At 33.7% G+C, this 25,791-nt stretch carries 17 protein-coding genes and 1 riboswitch; of the genes, 11 read left to right on the plus strand and 6 right to left on the minus strand.

Annotated elements, in window-relative coordinates; all coding sequences use genetic code 11:
* Positions 1–30: 30 nt before the first annotated feature.
* Positions 31–1,260, minus strand: coding sequence for an aminopeptidase (locus NSQ40_RS01785; RefSeq protein ID WP_003194661.1), 1,230 nt, complete (start codon positions 1,258–1,260; stop codon positions 31–33).
* Positions 1,261–1,489: 229 nt separating this feature from the next.
* Between NSQ40_RS01785 and NSQ40_RS01790 the strand changes: the two genes are divergently transcribed.
* A complete protein-coding gene (locus tag NSQ40_RS01790; protein WP_003194662.1) occupies positions 1,490–3,061 on the plus strand; it encodes a vanadium-dependent haloperoxidase in 1,572 nt (523 codons plus the stop codon).
* Between the two features lie 148 nt (positions 3,062–3,209).
* On the opposite strand, the gene NSQ40_RS01795 is transcribed toward NSQ40_RS01790, so the two are convergent.
* The 3 genes from NSQ40_RS01795 to NSQ40_RS01810 all read right to left on the minus strand — a co-directional run bounded on the left by NSQ40_RS01795 (position 3,210) and on the right by NSQ40_RS01810 (position 7,633).
* Entirely contained in the window at positions 3,210–4,295 is a 1,086-nt protein-coding gene (locus tag NSQ40_RS01795; protein ID WP_018782624.1) for a polysaccharide deacetylase family protein, read from the minus strand.
* 484 nt (positions 4,296–4,779) lie between these two features.
* Positions 4,780–5,898, minus strand: coding sequence for a polysaccharide deacetylase family protein (locus NSQ40_RS01805; RefSeq protein WP_097786959.1), 1,119 nt, complete (start codon positions 5,896–5,898; stop codon positions 4,780–4,782).
* A gap of 538 nt (positions 5,899–6,436) precedes the next feature.
* Positions 6,437–7,633 (minus strand): NupC/NupG family nucleoside CNT transporter, encoded by a 1,197-nt coding sequence (locus NSQ40_RS01810; protein WP_003194669.1) that lies wholly within the window; start codon positions 7,631–7,633, stop codon positions 6,437–6,439.
* A 399-nt stretch (positions 7,634–8,032) separates the two neighbouring features.
* Positions 8,033–8,134: riboswitch (purine riboswitch) on the minus strand.
* Between the two features lie 121 nt (positions 8,135–8,255).
* Between NSQ40_RS01810 and rlmD the strand changes: the two genes are divergently transcribed.
* The 4 genes from rlmD (at position 8,256) to NSQ40_RS01830 (ending at position 12,843) form a co-directional block, all read left to right on the plus strand.
* A complete protein-coding gene (gene rlmD, locus NSQ40_RS01815; protein ID WP_033795836.1) occupies positions 8,256–9,632 on the plus strand; it encodes a 23S rRNA (uracil(1939)-C(5))-methyltransferase RlmD in 1,377 nt (458 codons plus the stop codon).
* 261 nt (positions 9,633–9,893) lie between these two features.
* Positions 9,894–10,883 carry a tRNA dihydrouridine synthase gene (locus NSQ40_RS01820; protein ID WP_018782621.1) on the plus strand — a complete coding sequence of 330 codons (990 nt, stop codon included), beginning with the start codon at positions 9,894–9,896 and terminating at the stop codon, positions 10,881–10,883.
* A 597-nt stretch (positions 10,884–11,480) separates the two neighbouring features.
* Entirely contained in the window at positions 11,481–12,014 is a 534-nt protein-coding gene (locus NSQ40_RS01825) for a YehS family protein (protein ID WP_003205667.1), read from the plus strand.
* Positions 12,015–12,135: 121 nt separating this feature from the next.
* On the plus strand, positions 12,136–12,843 hold the full coding sequence (locus tag NSQ40_RS01830) for a M48 family metallopeptidase (RefSeq protein ID WP_003194677.1): 708 nt from the start codon (positions 12,136–12,138) through the stop codon (positions 12,841–12,843).
* Between the two features lie 70 nt (positions 12,844–12,913).
* On the opposite strand, the gene NSQ40_RS01835 is transcribed toward NSQ40_RS01830, so the two are convergent.
* Positions 12,914–13,609 (minus strand): N-acetyltransferase, encoded by a 696-nt coding sequence (locus NSQ40_RS01835; protein WP_097786960.1) that lies wholly within the window; start codon positions 13,607–13,609, stop codon positions 12,914–12,916.
* Between the two features lie 14 nt (positions 13,610–13,623).
* Positions 13,624–14,733 (minus strand): mandelate racemase/muconate lactonizing enzyme family protein, encoded by a 1,110-nt coding sequence (locus NSQ40_RS01840; protein WP_341286053.1) that lies wholly within the window; start codon positions 14,731–14,733, stop codon positions 13,624–13,626.
* Between the two features lie 236 nt (positions 14,734–14,969).
* On the opposite strand from NSQ40_RS01840, the gene NSQ40_RS01845 reads away from it, so the two are divergent.
* The 6 genes from NSQ40_RS01845 (at position 14,970) to NSQ40_RS01870 (ending at position 25,762) form a co-directional block, all read left to right on the plus strand.
* On the plus strand, positions 14,970–16,076 hold the full coding sequence (locus NSQ40_RS01845) for a M20 peptidase aminoacylase family protein (RefSeq protein WP_003194683.1): 1,107 nt from the start codon (positions 14,970–14,972) through the stop codon (positions 16,074–16,076).
* A gap of 87 nt (positions 16,077–16,163) precedes the next feature.
* Positions 16,164–16,772, plus strand: a complete 609-nt coding sequence (locus NSQ40_RS01850; RefSeq protein WP_003194685.1) for a class I SAM-dependent methyltransferase — start codon at positions 16,164–16,166, stop codon at positions 16,770–16,772.
* A 354-nt stretch (positions 16,773–17,126) separates the two neighbouring features.
* Positions 17,127–20,168, plus strand: coding sequence for an Eco57I restriction-modification methylase domain-containing protein (locus NSQ40_RS01855; RefSeq protein ID WP_258248420.1), 3,042 nt, complete (start codon positions 17,127–17,129; stop codon positions 20,166–20,168).
* A gap of 117 nt (positions 20,169–20,285) precedes the next feature.
* Complete coding sequence (locus tag NSQ40_RS01860; protein ID WP_258248419.1) at positions 20,286–21,917, plus strand: SAM-dependent methyltransferase; 1,632 nt, start codon at positions 20,286–20,288, stop codon at positions 21,915–21,917.
* A 444-nt stretch (positions 21,918–22,361) separates the two neighbouring features.
* A complete protein-coding gene (locus tag NSQ40_RS01865) occupies positions 22,362–23,672 on the plus strand; it encodes a hypothetical protein (protein WP_258248418.1) in 1,311 nt (436 codons plus the stop codon).
* Positions 23,673–23,803: 131 nt separating this feature from the next.
* Positions 23,804–25,762: a hypothetical protein gene (locus NSQ40_RS01870; protein ID WP_258248417.1), complete on the plus strand. Its 1,959-nt coding sequence runs from the start codon at positions 23,804–23,806 to the stop codon at positions 25,760–25,762.
* Positions 25,763–25,791: the final 29 nt, after the last annotated feature.

A 25,791-nucleotide genomic window follows, 5' to 3' on the forward strand; every position in this document is an offset into this window, starting at 1 on the left:
ATGGCTCTTTTCATTAAATAATTTGTATTCTTAGAATGCCCAGTTACCTTTACGGAAAATTGGTTCATGTGTTCCGTCAGCTGTAATACCATCAATATCAAGCTCTGCTGAACCAATCATAAAGTCTTCGTGTGTAATACTAGAGTTTGCTCCATTTTCTGCAAGCTCTTCTTTTGTCATCGTTTTACCACCATCTAAGTTAAATGCATAAGCATTCCCAATTGCTAAATGGCAAGATGCATTTTCATCAAATAGCGTATTATAGAATAAAATGTTTGTATTAGAAATCGGTGAATCATGAGGTACTAATGCGACTTCTCCTAAGAAGTGAGAGCCTTCATCTGTTTCTACTAAATGTTTTAGTGCTTCTTCGCCAACATCAGCTTTGTAGTCAACAATGCGACCATTTTCGAATGTTAGTGTAAAGTTATCGATGATGTTACCTGCAAATACTAATGGTTTTGTGCTCGATACTTGACCGTTTACACCTGTTTTTAATGGCATAGTAAAGACTTCTTCTGTCGGAATGTTAGCCATAAATGGTATATTCTTTTCATTTAAGCTACCAGCGCCAGCCCATACATGTTTTTCTGGAAGTTCAATTGTTAAATCTGTTCCAGGACCTGTATAGTGAAGAGCTTTATAATGTTTTTCGTTTAAGTAGTCTACTTTTGTATGTAATGTTTCATCATGTTCTTTCCATGCTTCAACAGGATTTTCTAAATCTGCACGAGTTGCTTGGAAAATTGCATCCCATAGCTTTTCTTGTTGCTCTTCTGGTGCTACATCAGGGAATACTTTTGCAGCCCATTCTTTCGTAGGAACAGAGATTACGCACCAGCTTACTTTATCTGCTTGTACATAATCACGGTATACCTTCATTGCTTCTCCAGCAACCTTATGAGCACTTGCAATTCGTTTTGCATCTACACCTTTTAATAAATCTGGATTTTCTGCATAGATAGACATAAATGCAGCGCCTTCTTTTGCCAATTCTTCACGTGCATGTGCCTTCCAAGCAGGGAATTCTGAGAATGCTTCTTCAGGAGCTAAATCAAATTTTAAACGTGTTAATACCTCATCGTTCCAATCTACATATACATGCTTTGCGCCTGATTTATATGCTTTTTCTGTAACAAGACGGACAAATGGGGCTGCCTCAAGTGGCGCATTAATAGATAATGTTTGTCCAGGCTGAATATTAACACCGACATTTACTGCAAGAGCAGCATACTTTTCTAATGATTGTTCAAATGACATAGGTATAATCCCCTTTATTCAAAAGATTTCTTATATACATAATACAAGAAAATTTAAAAAATATAAACGGTGCCTCAATTATATTAATCTTAATTTCGTATTTTGACGATGTGTTGTGAGAAAATGGGCAATTGATTGAGTAGAATAATCAGGTAAACAAGCATAAACATATATTAAATAAGATTTGAAAGAAAATGGTTATGAATATGTAGTGTGAAAGGTTGATAAAATGGGACGAAATCCGAATCGAAATAGAAAAGATTGTTATCCATATATAGAAAAGAATTGTGAGATAGGACCTATGTCCCCATATGAGCGTTGTGATAAGGCATTCCGAGTTCGTTTTCAAGCTGCAGATTATCAAAAAGGTCTTCCTCTTCCAGTTCAATTCTGTAACGGAGATGAAAAATTGTTTGATAATAAAATTGCTAGCTTCTCCAAGGCTTTACCACATAATTCTTTAGGGGAAGTTGATATTTATGCTTATAAAAAATGGATTGAGGCACTTAAGAAGGGAAAGCCAGATGCTTTTGAATGTTTAACGCTTGGTGGTGTAGTGAAGCTTGCCAATCCACAAGCAGCTTATGCTTATGGGCTAGAAGGACCGGATTCTCACCATTTAAGTATCGCGGTACCTCCAGCTTTTAGTAGTGCCTGGGAAGCAAGTGAAATGACTGAATTGTACTGGCAGGCATTGACACGTGATGTGCCTTTTACTGAATATAATAGTAATTCTCTTACTTTAGCAGCGGCTTCTGAATTATCAAGTTTGTCGGATTTCCGTGGACCTAAAGTTAATGGTAGCGTTACTACAGAGACTTTGTTTCGTGATGGAATACCTGGTGGTCTGATAGGACCTTATATTTCTCAATTTTTATGGCAAGATGTTCCCTATGGAGCTACAACAATGATTCAAAAATATCGTACTACTGTATCTGATAAAGATTATATGACTGCTTACCAAGAATGGCTGGATATCCAAAATGGTTTATCTCCGAAGGAAATTATATTTGATACAGTCACTCGTTATATTCGTAATGGTCGTGACCTAGCTGAATTTGTTCATCAAGATTTTTCCTACCAAGCTTGTCTTTCTGCGTGTTTGATATTACTTAGCTTTGGAAAAGGAGCATTATCATCCAATAACCCCTACTTACATTCAAAAACTCAGAATGGTTTTGTTACCTTCGGTGCCCCTCATATTTTGGATTTAGTGGGTAAGACGGCAAAGGCAGCACTTGAAGCGGCATGGTGTCAAAAGTTTTTAGTTCATCGCAGAATCCGCCCTGAAGAGTTTGGAGGGCGTGTTCATAATCAGCTAACAGGTGATACTCATTATCCGATTCATCCAGAATTATTAAATTCGCAAGTTATTTCCGAAGTATTTAGCAAGTTTGGAACGTATTTACTCCCGTTAGCGTATCCTGAAGGCTGTCCGACTCATCCTGCATACCCTGCGGGACATGCAACTCTTATGGGAGCTGGTGTCACTGTATTGAAAGCCTTTTTTAATGAATCGTTTGTCATTCCAAAACCAGTTGTAGCGAGTTCTGATGGTCTTTCTTTGCTCTCTTATTCAGGACAACCTTTGAAAGTCGGAGGGGAATTGAATAAGCTTGCTACCAATATTGGGCTTGGCCGTGGTACAGCTGGTGTTCATTGGCGTTCTGACACGATAGAAGGCTTAAAGCTCGGGGAAGCAGTAGCGATTGGAATTCTGAAAGATCATAAAGCAACCTATAACGAAAAATTTAATGGCTTTTCTTTTACTAAATTCAATGGTAAGTTTATAAAAATTTAATAGTAGTAAACGATTTCCTTATTGAAATTATCCCATATTGTTAAGAGTTATTAAAAAAATGAGTGCGATATGAAAAGTATCGTACTCATTTTTCTAGTTATAATAATCTTTATTCTTACTCGATTATTTATGGGTAGTAAACCCAAGTTTATTTAATAGAAGTAGCAAACTGTTCAACTGTAGTAGTGTTGTGCATACGAACGCGTTTCATTTTTAACAGTTCATCTGGCTCACCTTTTGTAATGAACTGTCCTGGTTTTGTCGTTGTCGCAAATTGATAATATTTCTTTGTTTCTTCTACAACTTTATCATTTACATGACCAAACGGGTATGCAATTGCAATGACAGGTTTACCAGTGATCTTTTCAAGCTTTTCTTTTGAACCCTTTAACTCTCCCTCATAGTTTGTGATTTTCGGTAAATCAGCATGTGTTGCTGTATGAGATTGGACAGAGAAAATACCCGAATCAACCATTTCTTTTATATCCGCGGTGGATAAGGAGCCTTCTGCATCGATGTTATCAACAATCATATATTCGGTTGCTGTCGGCTTAAATGTATCGTCTTTTAACTTTTGTAGAATATGAAATGCATTCATATTATTTTTCATACCATCATCAAACGTAACAAGAATTGGTTTATTTACTTTATTAATATCGTTCCAACGTTCGAACGTTAATAATGTATAGCCGTTTTCTTTTAAATATTTCATTTGCGCTTCGAAGTTCGCAGGTGAGACAAATAAGCCTTTTATTCCTTGACCATAATAATCCTCAATCGCGTGATACATTAAGACAGGAACATGCTGCTGAAACGTGATGGTGGATGTTGTGAGCAGAATACTTTTTCCACCTTCTTTTAAACCAGATGCTTCAATTTGATATTCACCACGTTTTCCGTCAAATTCTTTAATATCAAAAGGAATTGCAAACTGTTTGTTTTTATCTTTGGATGAAAATAATTTTGCGCTTTCTTTTCCATCAGCAGTTCGCCAAATTTTATATTGTACCTCGGTTAAAGAATCTTTTAAATCCGTTATATGGATAGCTGTATTTGTGGATTCATGTGTAATAGAACTCCAAGATATTGTACCCTGTGGTTGCACTTTTTCTACTTGCTTTTTTGGCTGTTCTTGAACCGTTTTCTCTTTTTTAGGTTCATTATTTGTATTGTTAGAATTACACCCTGCTAGAATGGCAGATGTACATAAAGCAATAGCTGCATATTTTTTCATAACGATCACCTTCTATTGTGTATTCACTTTTTCCCCGCATGAACGGGCAGTAAGACCCTCACCTTAAGATTCAGAGAGAAATGAAGAGGTCGGGCTGATTAAAGTTTCACTTTATATCGTTATAGTAAAGTGATAGTAGTTCAAAGAAACAAATAGTTAAGATGTTTCTCTACTTCGAAGTCTTTTTCTTTTTGCAGGCTTGTTCAGCGTTATGATCATGTAGCCAACAACAAAAATGAAAGGAATTAAAAATACATAACTAGGGATGCCGAAAACATAATGACTTTTTATGCTGAAAAATAATAAATGTAGGAAATCAAAAAGAGCATGTAATTTCATTTGTACCTCCATTAATCTTTTTGCAAATTATAACATTTATAAAAGTGGAGCTAAATGTTCAAGGCTAAAATTTAAGCTAATTTTAAAGTTGGAAAAATAAATAAAAGAAAAGGCTACTTTTTCATGAAAGCAGCCTAAAAAACGATTAATATTTTTCTTTCACAAGTGATGTAAACTGCGCCATTGTTGTATTAGGGCCAACAAAATGTCGCTTAATTAAGTATTGTTCATTTGGTGTGCCTTTTGTAATATGAGTTCCATGATCGGTAGTTACCGCAAATTCATAATGTTTCTTTGTTTCTTCCACAGCTGGGTCATTATAAGAACCTACTGGATAGGCAAGGGCGATCACTTTTTTGCCTGTAAGATTTTCAATTTTTTCTTTAGATACAAGTAATTCTTCATCATAATTACTTGTATAAGCCATCATTGCATGAGTAGCAGTATGAGATTGAATGGAAAAAATACCCGAATCAAGCATTTGTTTTATATCATCTGTCGTAAGACGATTTGGTGTATCAATAGTACTTGAAACGAGGAATTCAGTTGCTGCTGGTTGGAATTTATCATCTTTTAATTTTTGCAAAATATGAAGAGCGTTCATATTATTTTTTCGGCCATCATCCATTGTCACAAAGACAGGTTTATTGACACGATTTACCTCGCCCCAACGTTCAAACGTTAACATTGTATAACCGTTATCTTTTAAATATTGCATATGTTTTTCAAATTGTTCTGGTGGTACATATAAACCTAAATCGCCATCACCTGGTCCAGGATATTTTTCAATAGCATGGTACATAAGGAAAGGTGCATATTGCTGGAATGTAATCGTAGATTTCACTAGAGGAACTTCAGTGTTGTCATTTTTTAATCCCACTGTTTCAATTTGAAATTCTCCACGTTTTAAATGAAATGATTGTAAATGAAATGGGAGAGCAAAATCACGCGCTTTTTCTTGTGATACAAAGGTTTGTTTACTTGTAGGTCCATCAGCTGTACGCCAAATATTGTAACGCACTTCCTTAAATGAATCTCTTAAGTTCTTTGTATAAAGTGTCGTATTCTTTGCATTGTATTCAAATGGATCCCATGAAATGAGTCCTTGAGTTACAGGTATTTCTACTGCTTTGGCTTGTACTTCTTTCGTCTCCTTTTGGCTCTTGTAAGTTGCTTCTTTTGTCTGTTTTTCACTAGTAGTGCTAGTGTTACAACCTACGAGAATAGCAGAAGAAAGCAAAGCGATACATGCATATTTCTTCATAATATCATCCTTCTATTGTGTTTTTAGTTTTGTCTCTTATATGTAATAATTTCTCTATTTGTCTTGTTATAAGAGATTATTGATTCAAATATTTCTATTTGAATCATACCCTTGTCTATCATATCACTATGAAATATAGAGGGGAATATCTCTTTTGGGAGAATTCGACAAAAATGCAGTTCAATTGCATGGGGTTTGTCTTATGTAAAATTTTGTAAATAAAAACAATTGTAGTTATAGATTGCCTTATGAAAAAAGATACCTCCGAAAAATAGCTAATTTCGGAGGTATCTTTAAAAACGCTTTTTTTACTTTTGGGTTTTTGTTGTTGGATATTTCTTTCACTGTAAACAGACAGAATACATCTTCTGGCCAATACTAGTATATATATATTTCTTAATATAAAAAAGAAAAATCGTATTGAAAAATGTATGCAATATTGCATATGATTACATTTCATTTGCAGATTGGTGACCTTCGCTCATAAAAAAATCACCCCAACATTCCAAAATGAAAGGAAGGATAGGGTAATTCATTGTTAAATAAATAATCCAGCAATCGTAGCGGATAAAATAGAAGCAAGTGTTGATGCAAATAGCATTTTCCAACCAAACTTAGATACGACACTTCCTTGTTTTTCGGAAAGGGCACGAATTGTACCAACGATCGCACCGATTTGGCTAATACTTGCGAAGCTAATTAAGAATACGGTAACGATTCCAACTGTACGTGGAGATAATGTTTTTGCAACTTCTTTTAAATCAAGAATAGCCACAAATTCATTTAAAACAATTTTTGTTCCCATGATTCCGCCAGCTGGGATAATATCGTGAGCTGGAATACCCATTAGGAATGCAAATGGTGCAAGAATGTAACCGAAGATTTGTTGCAGTGTAATCGCATGGCCCATTGCGCCTGAAGCTGCGCTAATTACATAGTTTACAACTTCCATCACACCGATAAAGGCGATCATTAAAGCAGCAACGATACCGGCTACTTTTAAACCATCTAATGCACCGTTAATCATTGCACCGATAAAGCTGTCTCCAAATAGACTTCTATCGAATTTCTGAACTGTTTCTTCTTCTTTCTTTGTATCAACTGGTGTTAATAAAGAACAAACAATTAAGCTAGAGAATAAATTCAGTGGCAACGCTGCTAGTACGTATTTCGCATCTAGCATCATAACGTACGATGCTGTAACAGAAGCTGAAACTGAGCTCATTGCCGAACAGCAAATGATGAACATACGGTTTTTATTAAAGTGCTTTAAGTCATTTTTAATAACGATTAATGCTTCGCTTGAACCAAAGAATACAGAGTTTACCGCATGGAATGATTCAACGCGTGGTAAACCAGTAATTTTGGAAATTGCACCGCCGACAATTCGAACGATGAATGGTAAAACACCTAAATAACTGAAAATAGAAAGTAGTGCTGAGAAAAAGACAATAATTAATAATACATTTAAGAAAAAGACAAAGTCTCTTTGAATTCCATTAAAGAGAAAATCGACACCTGTCGTACCAAGTTTAATTAGTTTGTTGAAAACCTTACTAATTAAAATGATGATCTGTTGACCAATTTTTGTGCCAAACATAAACCAACCAATTAAAATTTGGAAACCAATCATAATAGCAATTGCACGGAAGTTGATTTTACTTTTGTTGTTTGACAAAGCAAAACATAAACCTAACACGACAAGAATGCCGATAACGCTCATTACATATTGCATGTAGTTGCCCCTTTCAGAAGTTCGTATAAAGTTTTTACATAAAACGCTCATTATATAACTATATAAATACAATTTGAAAAACCGACATAAAAACCCTTTCTTTTTAGATGGAAGAGAGGATCCGATCAAGCATAGAAGCGGTCAGAGCCTTTTTTAGCCCCGTGCCAAGTGAAACCAAAAAGAGAAAACAAGAGCGGGCCACTTTTTATTCTTCATAGCTAAACGATATACTGAAAAGTCAAAATGAATATATATAATTAAAATAGGAGAGGTTTTATGTCATACGTAAGATGTCTGACCTTTTAGAAAAGTGAAAAATAAAAAAAGACCCATATGGATTCACTTTCATCTATGAGAGAAAGCTAATCAATATGAGTCTTTGTATACACAAACAAGCTAATATTCATTAGTTTTCCCCATAGTCCAGCAATTTTCGGTTGCCGGGTAGAAACTCTCGATCCATATTATCAAGTATATATGAGGGAACATCGTCCGTATTAAATTATTAGTAGCGTAACATTAGTCAACAAAATTCGTCAATAGCTTTTTTTCTTCCAATGGATAAAGAGCATATGAGTATGGTAAAATGTAACGCAGTGTTATGAAAAAGAGAGGTCGGAAAATGAGTAATAAAATGACGCCACCAGTTGAAAAGAACGAGTTTATAGATGTAGTATTTGAAGATTTAACACATGATGGTGCCGGTGTTGCGAAAGTGAAAGGATATCCTATTTTCGTAAAAAACGGGTTACCAGGTGAAGAAGCACAAATTAAAATTATTAAAGTAAAGAAGAACTTCGCATTTGGCCGTTTAATGAAGCTTCATACAGAAAGTCCATATCGTAAAGATGCAGAATGCCCAGTTTACAACCAATGCGGCGGTTGTCAGCTTCAGCACTTAACATATGAAGGACAACTAAAGGCGAAAGAAAAACAAGTGCGTGACGTAATGCAGCGCATCGGTGGACTGCACGACGTACCAGTTCATCCTGTTCTTGGTATGGAGAATCCGTGGGTTTATCGAAACAAAGCACAAGTACCGATTGGAGAACGTGAAGGCGGGCTTGTAGCTGGTTTTTATCGCCAAGGAACACATGACATCATTAATATGGAAACATGCTTAATTCAAGCAGAAGAAAATGATGCATTAATTCAAGAAGTAAAACGTATTTGTGAAAAGCATGGCATCACAGCGTACAACGAAGAACGTCATAAAGGAACACTTCGCCACGTAATGGCTAGGTACGGACAAGTAACAGGGGAAATTATGCTTGTCTTCATTACACGTACGGCAGAGCTTCCAAACAAAAAGGCGATCATCGAAGAAATTACAACGAAGTTCCCAAATGTAAAATCAATTGTTCAAAACGTAAACACGAAACGTACAAACGTAATTTTCGGAGACACAACAACAGTCCTATATGGATCAGAATATATTTATGATTTTATCGGTGATATTAAATTTGCTATCTCAGCACGTTCTTTCTATCAAGTAAACCGAGAACAAACGAAAGTGCTATATGACAAAGCATTAGAATATGCAAAATTAGATGGAAATGAAACAGTAATCGACGCATACTGCGGAATCGGATCAATCTCGCTATTCCTAGCGCAAAAAGCGAAAAAAGTATACGGCGTTGAAATCGTCCCAGAAGCAATTGAAGACGCAAATCGAAATGCTGCATTAAACAACATGACAAACGCTGAATTTGCAGTAGGAGAAGCAGAGGTAGTCATTCCAAACTGGTATAAAGAAGGCGTAATTGCTGATACAATCGTCGTCGATCCGCCGCGTAAAGGCTGCGATGAGGCACTATTAAACACGATCATCGATATGAAGCCAAAACGCGTTGTATATGTATCATGTAATCCAGCAACACTAGCACGTGACTTAAAAGTATTAGAAGAAGGCGGATATAAGACGCAGGAAGTACAGCCTGTGGATATGTTCCCGCATACTACGCATGTGGAGTGTGTGGCTTGGTTGGAGTTGGTATAATAGAAAAGCAGTTGATATAGAAAAAATCTATACCATCTGCTTTTTTGTTTATAAAAATACCATTCAGGACCGACTTTAGTTAAAATAAACATTGCCGATTTTCACGATAGTTTTTCACAAATTATAAATGTCCAAATGTACTTGTGTTTGATAATAAGTTATTAAGCATGATATAAGTGTAAAAGAAGTGGAACATTTGGCTTTATATTTTTTGACTGAGAGTTTGAAGTTGTATCCATAGTGAGAGGATTTGAGTTTGAAATGATAGATAATTTTTGGCGTGATTTACCACGACCATTTTTTGTACTTGCACCAATGGAAGATGTGACAGATGTTGTTTTTCGTCACGTAGTAAGTGAAGCCGGTCGACCGGATGTATTTTTCACAGAGTTTACAAACTCGGATAGCTATTGTCATCCAGAGGGTATGAAAAGTGTGCGTGGCCGTTTGATTTTTACAGAAGATGAACAACCAATGGTGGCACATATTTGGGGGGATAATCCCGAATATTTCCGTCAAATGAGTATTGGCATGGCAGAGCTAGGATTTAAAGGCATCGATATTAATATGGGCTGCCCTGTACCGAATGTGGCATCAAGAGGAAAAGGTAGTGGCCTTATTCTGCGTCCAGACGTTGCCGCAGAACTTATTCAAGCAGCAAAAGCGGGCGGACTGCCTGTCAGCGTGAAAACACGACTTGGCTTTAAGGAGCTAAATGAGTGGGAGGAGTGGTTAACGCATATTTTAAAACAAGATATTGCGAACCTTTCTATTCATTTACGTACAAGAGAAGAAATGAGCCAAGTAGATGCGCATTGGGAGCTAATTCCCGAAATCAAAAAATTACGTGACCGTATCGCACCAAATACGCTACTAACAATCAATGGAGACATTCCTGACCGTCAAACTGGGCTACAGCTTGCTGAAAAATATGGTATTGATGGCGTTATGATCGGACGAGGTATCTTTAAAAATCCTTTTGCTTTTGAAAAAGAGCCGAAAGAGCATAGCAGTAAAGAATACCTTGATCTTTTAAGACTGCAGCTTGATCTTCAAGATCAATATGCGGAAGTACTGCCACGTTCAATCACAGGGCTTCATCGCTTTTTCAAAATTTATGTCAAAGGATTCCATGGAGCTGCTGAATTAAGAAATCAATTGATGAGCACGAAATCAACAGATGAAGTGCGTGCATTGCTTGATAAATTTGAAAAGAGTGTTGATGGGACAGAGGACAGTGAAATGGTGTAACTCTCAAAAAGTTAGAGGGGAAATGATTCACATCAACTCACGTGTGCTTATTTTATTCAGTTTCAAGTTCCCTTGCAGCCGACAACTTTTGTTTTGATAAAGTCTGTTTTCTGAAAGAAAAAGGTCTTAAGAATGTAATAAACCCACCAACACCCTTGTGTTGCCACATATACTCTGCATATGTGGAGTGTGTGGCTTGGTTGAGTTTAAAATAAATTTAAAGCAGAAAATGAGCAGTGTTTTTGAGAGATCAAAGTACTGCTTTTTCTTTTCGTTAACGCAACGGTGGAAAGAGTCTTATAAGCGTACCTCAGGGTTTAATAAATATAGACCAGATCTATAGGCGCAAGGAAGGAGAAGAGAATAAATCAAAAAATCATTTGAATCTTTCCTCAGACTCAAGGTCCTCTTGAGTTTTTTAGTATGACCTTCACAAGTATTAATTTGGGTAAGACTATAAAACATGTCTGTAAAGTGTTAAAGTATTAATTTAGCGGACATTAACTAAAAAGTTATATTAAACATGATAGTTTAAAGCATGTTAGAGGATACGCTTTGACTGCTGGATAAATAACCAACATTTTAGGAGGACAAACAATGGCTATAAGCAATAATGATATTTTAATTAGAGTAAGATATGCTCTGGATATAAAAGATATAGATATGGTGGAGATGTTTAAACTTGGTGGCGTTGAAGTAACAAAAGAAGAAGTGCGAAAGATGCTGACAAAATTAAAAAACAGTTACTATGATGAAGTTGACGATGATAGTGATGTAGTTGAAAATGATTACGAAATAAAATGCAATAATGTTATGTTAGAGTCGTTTTTGAATGGTTTGATTACTTTTAAAAGAGGAAAACAAGATCCAAAACCAGGGCAATCGGATAGACAAGCGATGTCTTTAAAGAGTAATGGAAGTGTTAATAATCTCGTTCTAAAAAAATTGAAGATAGCACTATCATTAACAAGTGAAGATATGCTTGATATATTAGAAGACGTAGGAGTCATCGTAACAAAAGGAGAATTAAGCGCTCTATTAAGAAAAGAAGGTCATAAAAATTACAAAGAGTGCGGCGATAGATACGCAAGGAATTTCTTAAAGGGACTAGCTGTTAAATATAGAGGATAAGGGATAAGTATTGTAGCATTTATGGTAAAGCAGTAAATGATATAATAGATAGAGTAGGGAGTTTGTAGCCTACTCTTTTTTATTTGTAAAAATAACAAGAACAAATACGCTAGGTGATGAAATGATACATACATATTTAGGTGAGACAATCAATTTTCATATAAATTACAAGAAGAAAAAATCAGTACGTCTTTATGTAGATTCTTACGGAAATGTTGAGGTACAAGCTCCGAAAGGGACGCCTGTTGAATATATAATCCAGTTGTTAGAGGAGAAATGGGATTGGATTCAGAAAACACGTAAGGAAATGCAGGAGAGAGTGCTTGGGCCACAGGAAAAGGCTTATGATCAAGGAGAGGGCTTTCTCTATTTAGGAAACACGTACCCGATACAGATTTCTCAAGATACAAGTATTGAGCAAGATAATGCGGTGTTTGAAGGAGATAAGCTGCATATTTATGTGAAAGAGCTTAAGAATGAGAAAATACAACAAGCTTTGAAACGATTTTATTATAAGCAGTGTAAAGCGTTAGTAGAGAAGAGTATTAAATCGTATCAAAGTAACTTTAAAACAAAGCCGCGTTTAATCCGTATTTCAGATAGTAACCGTACATGGGGAACCTGTGATTCAAATCTACAGTTAACGTTTAATTGGAAGCTAGCAATGGCACCTCAGAGGGTGATTGACTATGTAGTTGTTCATGAAATGTGCCATATGGTCCATTTAAATCATGATCGATCTTTTTGGCGTCTTGTTGGGAAGATAATGCCTGATTATAAGGAGATGGAAAACTGGTTAGCGTTATCAAGTTGGAAAATGACGGTTTAGTTATTACTCTGGATATGTGGCTTGAAATAAAGTAGAACCCTAATGAATTAGGGTTCTTTTTGTATATATATTATCGTCCAAATTTCACAACGAAAGCCTCATCCACTTTCTCCATCTCATATCCACGATAACCCTCTGAAAGTAATGCCTGCTGTTCGCTAGCATCACTTATCGAAATGTTCTTAACATCCGTCCAATCTCTTTCTTTATCCTTGCGCAACTCCTTCACAAATACATACCGCATATTCCCACCATACTTTTCCTTCAATGCCGCAATTTCCATTCCTTGTGCGAACTTATCTTTTAAGCTAGGAATATTAAATGGCGCAACTGTACAACAAACGTAATCGTATTTGCTGTCTATTTGTGTTAATTGTTCCATAATCACTGTTGCTAATATTTTCTGCATGCCGTTTCCACGGCACTTTGGATGAACATTTGAGATTTCTTGGTAAATAACACGATCTAAATCATCCTCAGTTAAACCAATATCAAATCCTAAATGTTCGTCATCAATAGGTGGGACTAAGAGTGCACGAAACGCAATCAGCTCTTGATCTACAAATGCACCAATTATTAAGCCGTTTCCGTTTAATATATATTGATATTCTTCTAACGTAAGAGGTTGCAAGCTATCTTTATTTTCTAATGCTTCAATTACAACATTTTGTAAGGATAAAATTTGCTCGATGTGATCGAAAGATAATGGTGCGACCTTGAATCTTTGTTCGTTTTGTTTTAATGTTCCTTCATAAAGAATGTTCATGTGGTGGTCCTCCTTTAGCGAACAACGTCTTGAAAAACGGTTAATTCATTTAGTATATCTTCATTGACATCGACGCCTAATCCTGGTTTTTCTTTTAAACGAATAAAAGGTATATCATAGGATAGATTCCCAATATCTTTTGTGAATTTTAATGGTCCTGTTAGTTCAACACTTGTAATAATCTTTTTCGAAAAGGCAACATGGAATCCTGCGGAAGAGGCAACAGATGATTCAATCATAGACCCAACTTGACATTCAATTCCAGCCATTTCAGCTTGATGAGCTAGTTTGACAGCTGGATGGATGCCGCCACATTTCATTAATTTAATGTTTACTTTGTCAGCTGCTTGCATTTGAATAATTTGGCGCATTTCACGGGAACTTTTTAGTCCTTCGTCAATCATAAGTGGAAGGTCTGTTTTTGAGCGAATATAGGCCATTGCATTAATATCGTCAGCTATAACTGGTTGTTCAATCCAATCAATGTTCAAGTGTCCGAGTGAGCGTAATGCAGTTAACGTAGTAGCGCTATTTTTCCAGCCTTGGTTTACATCCACGCGAATTGCGATATCATTCCCTACTCGTTCACGTACAGCTTCAATTCTCTCAACATCTTTTTGGACATCTGTTCCGACTTTCATTTTAAAAGAGCGATAGCCTTTATTGATCATGGAAGCAGCTTCTTCTGCCATAACTTCTGGGGAGGCGATACTTAAAACATGAGTAATTGGAAACACTTCATGGTAACGGCCACCAATCAATTGATAAACAGGCTGATCTAACTTTTTCCCAATTAAATCAAAGCAAGCAATATCAATCGCAGCTTTTGCGGTAGGAACACTATAAATAGTTTGATTCATGATGTCATGTATCTTCTCGATATTCATTGGATTCACACCTAGCAAGGCAGGAGCTAATGTATGTTTTAAAACTTGAAAGGTACTTTCCCATGTTTCGCCTGTAACGTGATCATCGGCTACTCCTTCACCGTAACCGACAATACCTTCATCTGTTTCAATTTTTATAATAATAGAAGGCATATCATGGTAAGTGCCGTAGCTGATAATAAATGGATCACGAAGTGGTAAACGAATTGCATAAAGGTGAATTGCTGTAATTTTCATTGTATAATCCACGTCCTTTGTATCATAAATTTAAAGTTGCATATATTCTTAATTAGACTAATGATGAGCAATTTTTTAAAAGAATTTTCAGAATTATGATTTTAATTACCTTATTATATTTCAAAAGAAATGAAGGGACAATCCCTTGACATTTGCGTGAATATTCAATATGTTTTTTGAAATAGGATTTTTATAAATGAGAAAACTGCTTCGAATTTAGGAAGGAGAAAGGGAAAGTGAAAACAGTAGAGCTTCAAGATCGTTTAAACGAAATTTTTCAGCATTTACACGAGAATCCTGAAATAAGTTGGAAAGAATATAATACAACGGCCTATATTACGAAATTTCTAGAAGAAGAAGGAGTTTCATATAAAGTATTTGATGATTGCCCTGGAGTTATAGCTGAAATGGGGAACGGGAAACCAGTTATCGCCATTCGTGCTGATATGGATGCATTATGGCAAGAAGTAGATGGGAAATTTAAAGCAAATCATTCTTGTGGTCACGATGCTCATATGACGATTGCGATGGGACTTATTTTGCAGTTGAAAAATGAGCATTGGCAAAAAGGAACTGTCCGATTTATTTTCCAGCCTGCAGAAGAAAAAGGAAATGGTGCTTTAAAGATGGTGGAGAAGGGAGCGGTGGATGACGCTGATTTCTTATTTGGTGTTCATTTACGACCAATTGAAGAATTACCTTTAAAAAAAGCAGCACCATCTATTCGGCATGGGGCAGCGGGATTTTTAGAAGCGAATATACACGGGGATGATGCGCATGGGGCACGACCACATCAAGGTGTGAACGCAATTGATGTTATTTCTATGATTAATATCGGATTAAAAAACATCTGGCTCTCACCGCAAAAATCATACTCTGTCAAAATGACGAAATGCCAAGCTGGTGGAGATAATTTAAATATCATTCCAGGAAATGGGCAATTCGGTTTAGATGTAAGGGCGGAGAGCAATGTATTGCTAGAAGAGTTAACGAACAAGATAGAACATGTCATTCAATCAGCTGAATCAATGGGAACGAAGATTTCTTACGAATGGGTTGATATTGCACCTGGGGCAGAGGTATCGGAAGAGGCAGAACAACTCATGCGGAAAGGAATTCTTGAAATATACGGAGAAGACGGATGCACACCACCACTTTTTACTACAGGAAGTGATGATTTTCATTACTATACGGTCAAAAGGCCGCATTTAAAAGCTGTTATGTTAGGATTAGGGGCAAATTTAAAGCCCGGGTTACACCACCCTTATATGAAGTTTGATCACGCTTGTATAATCGATGGAGTAGAGATAATGAAGCAAACTGTGTTGGAAGCTTTAAAATAATATTGGTTTAAAGTAAACGCCTGATTTTATCAGGCTTTTTTCTATGTTGTATAATAAAAAGTATTATTTCTTAATAGGAGAAAATCAATGAACGAACAATATTATGATGCGATATTAAATATAAAAACAGTAGGAGAGCAAAAGGGATTCAATAAGTCTCTGCATTATCATCGCTATGAACCAACACCATATAGCGGGCTAGAAATATTATTAGATCAATATGAAATGAAAAGCAGTGATCGGATTGTTGATTTTGGATGCGGAAAAGGCCGGCTGAATTTCTATATTCATCATGCATGTGGTGCGTCAGCTGTTGGAATAGAAATGAACGAGATGTTCTACAAAGAAGCAATGGGAAATTTAGAACGTTATGCGAAGAAATCGAGAAATAGTAAAGATAAAATTCAATTTCAATGTTGCTTAGCGCAAGAATATGAGATTGATCCGCGTGACAATCGATTTTATTTCTTTAATCCATTTTCAGTGCAAGTGTTTATGAATGTAATCAATAATATATTGCTTTCGGTGGAGGAAGTAGAGAGAGAAATAGAGATTATTTTATATTATCCATCGGAAGATTATATCTTTTTCTTAGAGAATCAAACGGCATTTGAATTGAAAGAGGAAGTTAGATTGCCTGGGGTGTATGAGCGGAATGGGAACGAGAGGTTTTTGGTTTATGGATTGAGAAGCTAGAAGGAGTAAAAAGATAAATAGTAAATGTCAGCGAGTATTTAGAATTAAATACGGTGAACCGTATCATAAATAACGGTAAACTTTTAATTAATTAAAGGAATGTAACGAGTATAGATATTACTGTTACATTCCTTTTTTATAATAGTAATAAGATTTATTTAAGAGATAAAGCAATAGATAACTTTTATAAAAAGGGGTTATAAAACAATTAGGGTGTGATATGTAAAATCGAAGATTTATTACAATTGATGCATGCTATTTAATAAAACTAGAATCAAGATATAAATTTATTAATCATATATAGCTAATTGAATATATAATTAAGGAATATACTGTTAGCTAGGAGGAATAATATTGGTTGATTCTAGTGCGAAGGAAATAATTGGTGAACTTGTAGGGAAATATTCAAAAAATGAGAAGGATTATAAGAAGGGGACTTATAATGAGACGCAATTGCGTAGCGAATTTTTAGATCCTTTTTTTACTGCCTTAGGTTGGGACATAAATAATTCTAAAGGTTTAGCACAGCATTTAAGGGAAGTCATTCAGGAGGATTCTGTTGAAGTAGAAGTAGATGGCGAAAAAACGACTAAAAAACCAGATTATGCCATGCTTTATGATGGAAAAAGACGATTTTTTGTAGAGGCTAAAAAGCCATCTGTTAACATTTTAAAAGATAATAAAGCTGTATTTCAAACGAGAAGATATGGTTGGAGCGCTCAACTTCCTATATCTGTATTAAGTAACTTTGAGTATTTAGTTATATATGATTGTAGAGTGATACCTAATTCTGATGATGATCCAATTTTAGCAAGAATTAGATGTTTCCACTATACAGAATACGTGGAAAAAATAGAGGAAATATTTGATTTTATGTCTTATAATTCGGTAGCTGAAGGTAATTTTGATAATCTTCTTCCAGAAGATAGGATTGATAAACAGCCTTTTAATAGTTATTTCTTAAAGCAAATTAGAGGGTGGCGAAATTTATTAGCTAGTAATCTTATAAAGCTAAATAAAAGCCTTAATACAGAACAATTAAATTTTGTAGTGCAGCAATTTATTAATAGAATTGTATTTTTACGTATATGTGAAGATAGGGAAATTGAAAAGTATAAATCCCTCTTGGAAATAAAAAGCTATAATATGTTGCGTGAATTGTTCCATTCAGCTGATAAAAAATATAATTCGGGTTTATTTAGCTTCTTGGATGAAAAACTTTTTGATTCGATTAAGTTAGATGACAAGGTTATTGTTGAGATATTTAAACAATTATATTACCCAGAAAGTCCTTTTGCTTTTGAAGTAATAGATGCAAATGTATTAGGAAGTATATACGAGATATTTCTTTCAGAGGAATTATACAATGCTAATAATAAAATAGAGGTTAAGGTAAAACCAGAAGTTATTGAGTCAGAAGGGGTAGTGAATACACCAGTGTTTATTGTTGATTCTATAGTAAGTAAGACAATAAACGAGAAATTGAAAGGAAAAAGCCCTAGGGATATTGAATCAATAAGGATTTTAGATATTGCTTGTGGGTCAGGCGTATTTTTAATCGAGGCATATCAGGCATTATTAGATTTTTATTTAGAATGGTACATAAATAATGAAAGAGATAATTCAGAGATTGTGTATAGTAAAAACAATGGAGAATGGCGATTGACTGTAAATAAAAAGCAGGAGATTTTGCTAAAACATATATATGGTGTAGATATTGATGGGCAAGCAGTAGAGGTAGCCAGATTTAGCTTATTGTTAAAAGTAATAGAAGATGAAAATGGAAATACTATAGATGACCATTTACGGAAAACGGGTATAAAAGTATTACCAGATTTAAGTAGTAATATTTTATGTGGTAACAGCCTAGTAGGTAACTCATATTATGATTTCGATAAACACGTTATAGATGATGTAAACCAATTGGTAAATATTAATCCCTTTAATTGGGAGGCAGCCTTTCCATTAATAACGGAAGAAGGTGGATTTGATATTATTATTGGAAATCCTCCATATATTAGAACACAGAATATGGTTAAATACTCACCAAAGGAAATTGAATTTTATAAGAGTGAGAATTGTGAATATCTAAGTTCTAAAACCAGCAATTTTGATAAGTATGCTCTCTTTATTGAGAGAGGAATTAAATTATTAAAAAACGATGGGACTTTAGGTTATATTATTCCGAATAAATTTTTAACTACAAAAAATGGTGAAAAAATTCGATCTATCATATCTAAGAATAAGTACTTAAGTGAAATAATAGATTTTGGTGTAAATCAAATATTTAAGGGAAGATTAACGTATACATGCATTTTAATTTTGAATAAACAAGAAACGAACCAATTTAATGTACAATGTGTGAATTCCTTAACGGATTGGATTTATAAGAATAATACCGAAATACTAAATTACGATCCAAATGCTATTTCAGAACAGCCGTGGAGTTTTGTAAATGGTGATTTACAAAAGGTATTTTCGGATACTATAAGTAGAAATCCACATAAAATGTCTGATTTTGCTGATATATTTGTGGGAATACAATCTAGTGCTGATAAAATTTATTTTATAGAACCAATAAGTGAAGATGATGACTATGTTGAATTTAGTGATAAAAATGGAAATCGTAGGAGGATTGAAAAAGGTATTTTAAGGCCTCTTATTTGGGATGTTCCCATTAAGCCATTTACAAAGATTACCCCAAATGCATATGCTATATTTCCTTATAAGGAATTTTTAGGTAAAAGTGCAACTGCTTTTTCAGAGGAGGAAATGATACAACTTTTCCCTTTATGTTGGGAGTATTTGAATTATTATAAAGAGGAATTAATGAGCCGAAAAATGAGTGGAGGAGATAAAAATATCTGGTATAGATATGGGCGTTCTCAAAGTCTAACTAAGTTTAATGGGAACCCTAAATTAATATGGACTACTTTAAGCAAAGAAGCAAGGTATGCTTATGATACAGAAAATATTCTTTATTCTGGTGGAGGTAATGGGCCATATTATGGGTTAAGTGAAAAAGCTGAGATAGGGTATTCAACAAAATACATACAAGCTTTATTATATCACCCAGTTATTGAACTAATGATTAGAAATAAAACTAGCAACTTTTCTGGTGGTTATTATTCACACGGTAGGCAATTTGTTAAGGAGTTACCTTTTGCAACAATTGACTTTGAAGATGGAGAGCAGGTAAAATTATATGAAGAAATTATTAATCTAATTGATGAGATTACAGATGCTCAACAGCAAATTGCAATCCAATGGAATGAGCATAGGAAGCGTCCTTTTCGACAAGCTTATCAAATGAAGCGTAATAAATTAGAAGAATTAGTTGGTATTGTATATGGTTTATCTGAGGAAGATGTAACTATCGTGAAAAAATATATTTAACTATGTATAAATTTTATTGAATTTGTAATACATTAAAAGATGATAAGGAACCAGGTCCTCTATTTATGTAATAAATAGAGGATTCTTATTTATGATTCAAAAAATGGAGGATTCATTATGATTGATCAGAAGGCTAGAGGAGGCTATTATACTCCTGAAGAAATATGTAACTTTTTGGTGAAATGGGCAGTTTCTAAAGGAGATGAAGAAATTTTAGAGCCTAGTTGCGGAGATGGGAATTTTCTAGTGGCGGCAGCGCAACAGTTATTGAACTTAAACACTAATCCACAAGATATCTCTAGGCAGCTATATGCTCACGAACTTATAGTAGAAGAAGCTGATAAGGCTAAGGATAGATTATCTCAACTAAATATATCAGATGTAGATAGTATTATACAGGCAGGGGATTTTTTTACTAATATTTCAGTACCTAATATTAATAATAAAAAATTTGATGTTGTTATAGGAAACCCTCCATTCATAAGGTATCAAGATTTCCCAGAAGAGCATCGAGATATTGCTTTTCAGATAATGAATTCTTTAGGATATAATCCTAATAGGCTTACTAATATTTGGGTTACTTTTTTAGTTATAAGTTCACATTTACTAAAGTCGGATGGGAAACTGGCTATGGTTATTCCAGCCGAATTATTTCAAGTGGGATATGCAGCTGAAACAAGGAAATTTTTAAGTGAATACTTTGAGAAGATAACAATAATTACATTTAAAAAATTAGTTTTTGAAGGAATTCAGCAAGAAGTAGTATTATTGATGTGTGAGCGTAAAGCGAATGATCCTGGAATTAGAACTATCGAATTAACAGATGTGCCCGCTTTAATGGAGATTGAACCAGGGGATTTAAATGATTTAGAAATTAAGCCAATTGATCATGATAATGAGAAGTGGACCAAGTACTTTTTAGAAACTAGAGAAATTCTTTTATTAAGAAAATTAAAGAATAATCCTCTAATTAAACTTTCAAATAATTATATTGATGTAAATGTAGGGGTCGTAACAGGACAGAATAAGTTTTTCATATTGACAAAGGAAATGGTAGACGAACACAACTTAAATGAATATACTGAGCCGATTGTCAGTAAGTCCGCACAATTGAAGGGGTGTAGTTATTCTTTAGAAGACTGGAATTCAAATAATGAACTACAGTTACCTACTAATATTTTTGTTCCTCCAAATGTCGATTTTGAAGATTTACCTAATGAGTGTAAGTCATATATACAATTAGGCGAAGAAAATGGAGTTAATAAGGGTTATAAATGTAGGATTAGAAAAAAATGGTATATAGTTCCTTCTATGCAGGTTCCTCAAGGATTCATGTTGAGACAAGTATATGGATATCCTAAATTAATACTAAATGATTTTGGTGGAACGAGTACGGACACTGTTCATCGTGTTAATTTTGTTAACGGTACTAATCCAGAACAAACCGTATGTGCATTTTTAAATTCACTTACGTTTGCCTTCTCTGAGGTAACTGGAAGAAGTTATGGTGGTGGAGTTTTAACATTTGAACCAAGTGAAGCTGAAAAATTACCTCTTCCTATGATTGGTGCTGAACGTTTAGATATGGCACAAATAGATAATTTATTAAGGGAAGGAAATATTGAGGAAGTTTTGAATATTACTGATCAAGTATTATTGGTTGAAGGATTAGGTTTAACACAAGAAGAAGTGAGTACCATTCGAGAAATCTGGACTAAGTTGAGGGATAGACGAATTAACAGAAAGTAATCTTACCTTGTTATTTTATTTATCCTGATATAGTATAGAGAATTATTTAATTTCGCAAATAGCACAAAGTTTGAATAATTATGTAAGGGTTATTTTAAAATCCGCATAATATTTTAAGGATGTTAAAATATTAAATTATTCAAGTGAAAAATACGCCCCCTAAATTATATAGTTGATTAGGGGGCGTAAATTTTAATGTGAAACTAAAGGACAAGAAATGCTTTTTAGTTAAGAAGGTATGGTTTTTGTATTAGAAGTAATCAGGAATAATATTTGTTTATAAATTTAAGTAAAGCACTTAATAAAGTCATAATTAGAAGCTATGAGAGTACTGGTATACATTAAGAAAATCATACCTCAAAGAATACAAATAGGTGGGATGAGAGGGAAAGAAGGATAATGGCCCACTTGCCCACAATTTTTATGAATATAAGGGTGTAAATAATGTGCAAAGAAAAATTAATGATAGTAGCAGATTTAGTTAAAATAATAAATGCAAATACAGAGTATAAAAAGGTGCAACAAAAAGTTATAAAGGAGAAGATTCTAAAAATATATGATTTTCTTAGAAATGAAATAGAATTAAGTGATATTGAATTAGATGATCAGCAAAGAAAAATATATAATGTGTATATTAAAAATATAGAAAAAAAGAAATTTCAAATGTATACAGGTATAATTTACTTAACTTTATTATCCTTATATGAAGATGATGACTTTTTTAAAATGTTAAGATACAGTCCCGTAGATGAGGTATGTTGTGAAGGTTGGCTAAGTATATCAAATAATAAAATGCGAATATGGCTGAGTGAAGTTTTGAATATGCACCATAGGAAGTATGTTAGCGCCAATAGGAAGAATAGAAAAAAAAGTTTGAATGCAGAAGAGTGGAAGAAACAGTGGTATAAAGAAAATGAAGAGGAATTTAGCAACTTAATTATATACCTTAACGGGATTGTTTTTAAATTGTGGAAATCTAATCAAAGAAGACTATCTGATTCCCTTAGCAATGAGATAGATATAATTGGTACTATACTAGAAAATAGCATGAAATTACCAGATGTTAAAAGATATCATCTATTAAAAAAGTTAAGTTGGAATTTATATGAATGGTATCAACAAGAAATACAAAAAATGAAACGCGAATTAACACAAGCTATCTGCAGTTATAATGAGGAAGACATATCAACAATAAAGGCTCAATTAGAGATTTGTTATACAATTATTCATTTAAGAATGGGTAATGAAGAAGAAGAGGCTTTTATAAAATGGTTAAGGGAAACTTTAATTAAATTTTCTTATCCTCTCTTAACGGTTGATATATATATTACAGATTTCAAAAAGGCATATTTAAGTTTGGATTACAAGAGAAAAGAAATAATAGAAATAGGTTTGAAGGAGTTAGGAAAGTATTCTAGTAGTAGGGATATTAATTTATTTATTACAAAGGTTATAAGTGATTATAATAAGCGAAAAGAGAGAGAGGATCATTTATCTCTACAAATTTATAAGCAGTGGAGAGATAAGTGTGTAAAGGCTTTTAAGGATAGAGACTTTAATACTTTGTTAGAAGTACTCAAAAAACGAGAAGAATATACGTGTATGAAAAAACAAGATATACGTATATATAATAAAGTAAATGAATTGTTAGATAAAATAGTAAGAGATAAAGAAGAACAATCATTAGAAAAAATATTTAATATATACGGTTTATATAAAGGAATATATATGAAAAAGATAGTTAATTACATATAATTAACTATCTTTTTTTATTGTAATTTTCTGAAATTTACTTTTTGTGATTTTAAAAAAGTAAATTTGGTAAATGCCATTAAATCAAAATGCTTTAATATGGAGTTATAAAGCATTTAGGAGGTATTAAAGTTATGAAAAAAACGCAGATAAGGAAAGTTAAAGTTCAACGATTAGGACAGAATAAAGGAGAAATGGATAAATTTTTAAAACACTGCAAACCAGTAAGTGAAAATACAATTGATAAATTATTAAAAGGTCAGTCAAGAAAAAAAGATATTTTATATAATAACCCTTTTGAGTCACATGGTGATTGTGATCAACAAAATGAGATACCTTATTTAAATCATAAAGTTTTAAAAAAAATTAAAAAGTTATATAAAGACAGTGAATATACAATTAGCGATCAAGGGCATCTTTGTATTATCAAAAATAAAGAAACTGTAAGGCTATGTAATCTAATAATACTACCTGTTGTTCAAGAAATTATTACTGACGGGATAAATGAGGAAAAACAATTAGAATTAGTAGGGGTTCTAAATAATGAAAAAAGGTTACCTAATATTAAAGTTAGATTAGAGGAATTTAAAAATTCTAATTGGATTGAAAATAAATGGGGAATTGAGTGTGTTTTATATCCAGAAAACAAATGTTATGAAAAGATTCGTTGTGCTATAAAGATTGCCTGTAAAGGGATAGAAACCAAAATGGTGTATAAAAATATTGGTTGGTCTCAATTGGAAGGCGGGTACTTCTATGTACATGGGGGCGGTGTAATAGGACGAAAAAGAAGCCCATACATTTCCGACAGTTTACAACCATTTAATTTAATAATCAATGAGGATATGGATGAAGTTGAAGCTTATAAAAAGTCATTAAAATTATTAGAAGTTTCACATATAAGTGTTACATTACCATTACTTTGTTTTACTTTACTTTCTAAAGTTAATACGTTATTGAAGTTACACAATGTAGAGCCAAAATTTGTACTTTGGTTGCATGGCCCAACTGGTAGCCGAAAAACAACATTGGCAAGTTTATTTTTTAATATTTTTAATCGGAATTTATCACCAGAAATTCCAGCTAACTTTAAGGATACTAAAACAGCCTTAGAATTAAAAATGTTTGAATATAAGGATTGTACTTTATTGGTAGATGATTATCACCCAACAGATAAACTTTCTGAAAAGAAAGATATGGAAAATAAAGCTGAGTTTATTTTAAGGATGTATGGGGATAGAATTAGTAAGTCAAGAAGTAATATTCATCTGACTAAACAGAGAGAATTGATGACAAGGGGGCTATGTGCCATAACAGCGGAAGACTCTATGGGAATAAAATCAAATATAGCTAGGTGTATTAGTATACCTATTGATAAAGATAGTGTGAATTTAGATAGATTAACAAAATGTCAGAAAAATCCGCTTGCATTTCCAACGATGGTATATAATTTTTTAAATAATTTAACTTTATATATAAATAAAACAGGTATATTACCGAACGTAGACCTCAATAAATTTAGGGAAAAGTATAGGGAGACAAAAATACATTTTAGATTAATAGAAAGTGTATGGGCCCTAAAATATGCATGCTTTTTATATTTAAGATACGGAGTGGAACTAGGGGTGATAAAAGAAGAGGAAATGAGAATGAAATTAAATCAAGCAGAAAACCTATTTATGCAACTTGTAAGTAATCAGCATGTTGAAATGGATATAGAAGATCCGTTGCGTATGTATTTAAATACAGTTGACGAATTAATCGCATCTAATAAAATGCCTTTGTCAAAAATAGGGGAAGATATAATTACACAGAAATATGGTTGGTATGATAATCGGTACTATTATTTATTACCTGAATTAACTTATAGCAATATATTTACATTTTGGCAAAAAAGAAATAAAGTTTTTCCTCTAACTATGAGAAAGTTACATGAACTCCTAGAGGAAAATGGAATAATTGAGATAGATAAAGGTTCTGGAAAAAAGTGTCCTAAAGTAACAATTTCAAAAGGTCAGCGGGTAAGATTATTAAAAATAAATAGAAAAAATCTAGAGAGGTATCTAAATAAAGGTGGGCAAGTGGGCTTATAAGTAATAAATAAATTTTTAAGTAGATATTA

It is taken from the genome of Bacillus sp. FSL K6-6038 (assembly GCF_038050455.1).
Classification (GTDB): domain Bacteria; phylum Bacillota; class Bacilli; order Bacillales; family Bacillaceae_G; genus Bacillus_A; species Bacillus_A pseudomycoides.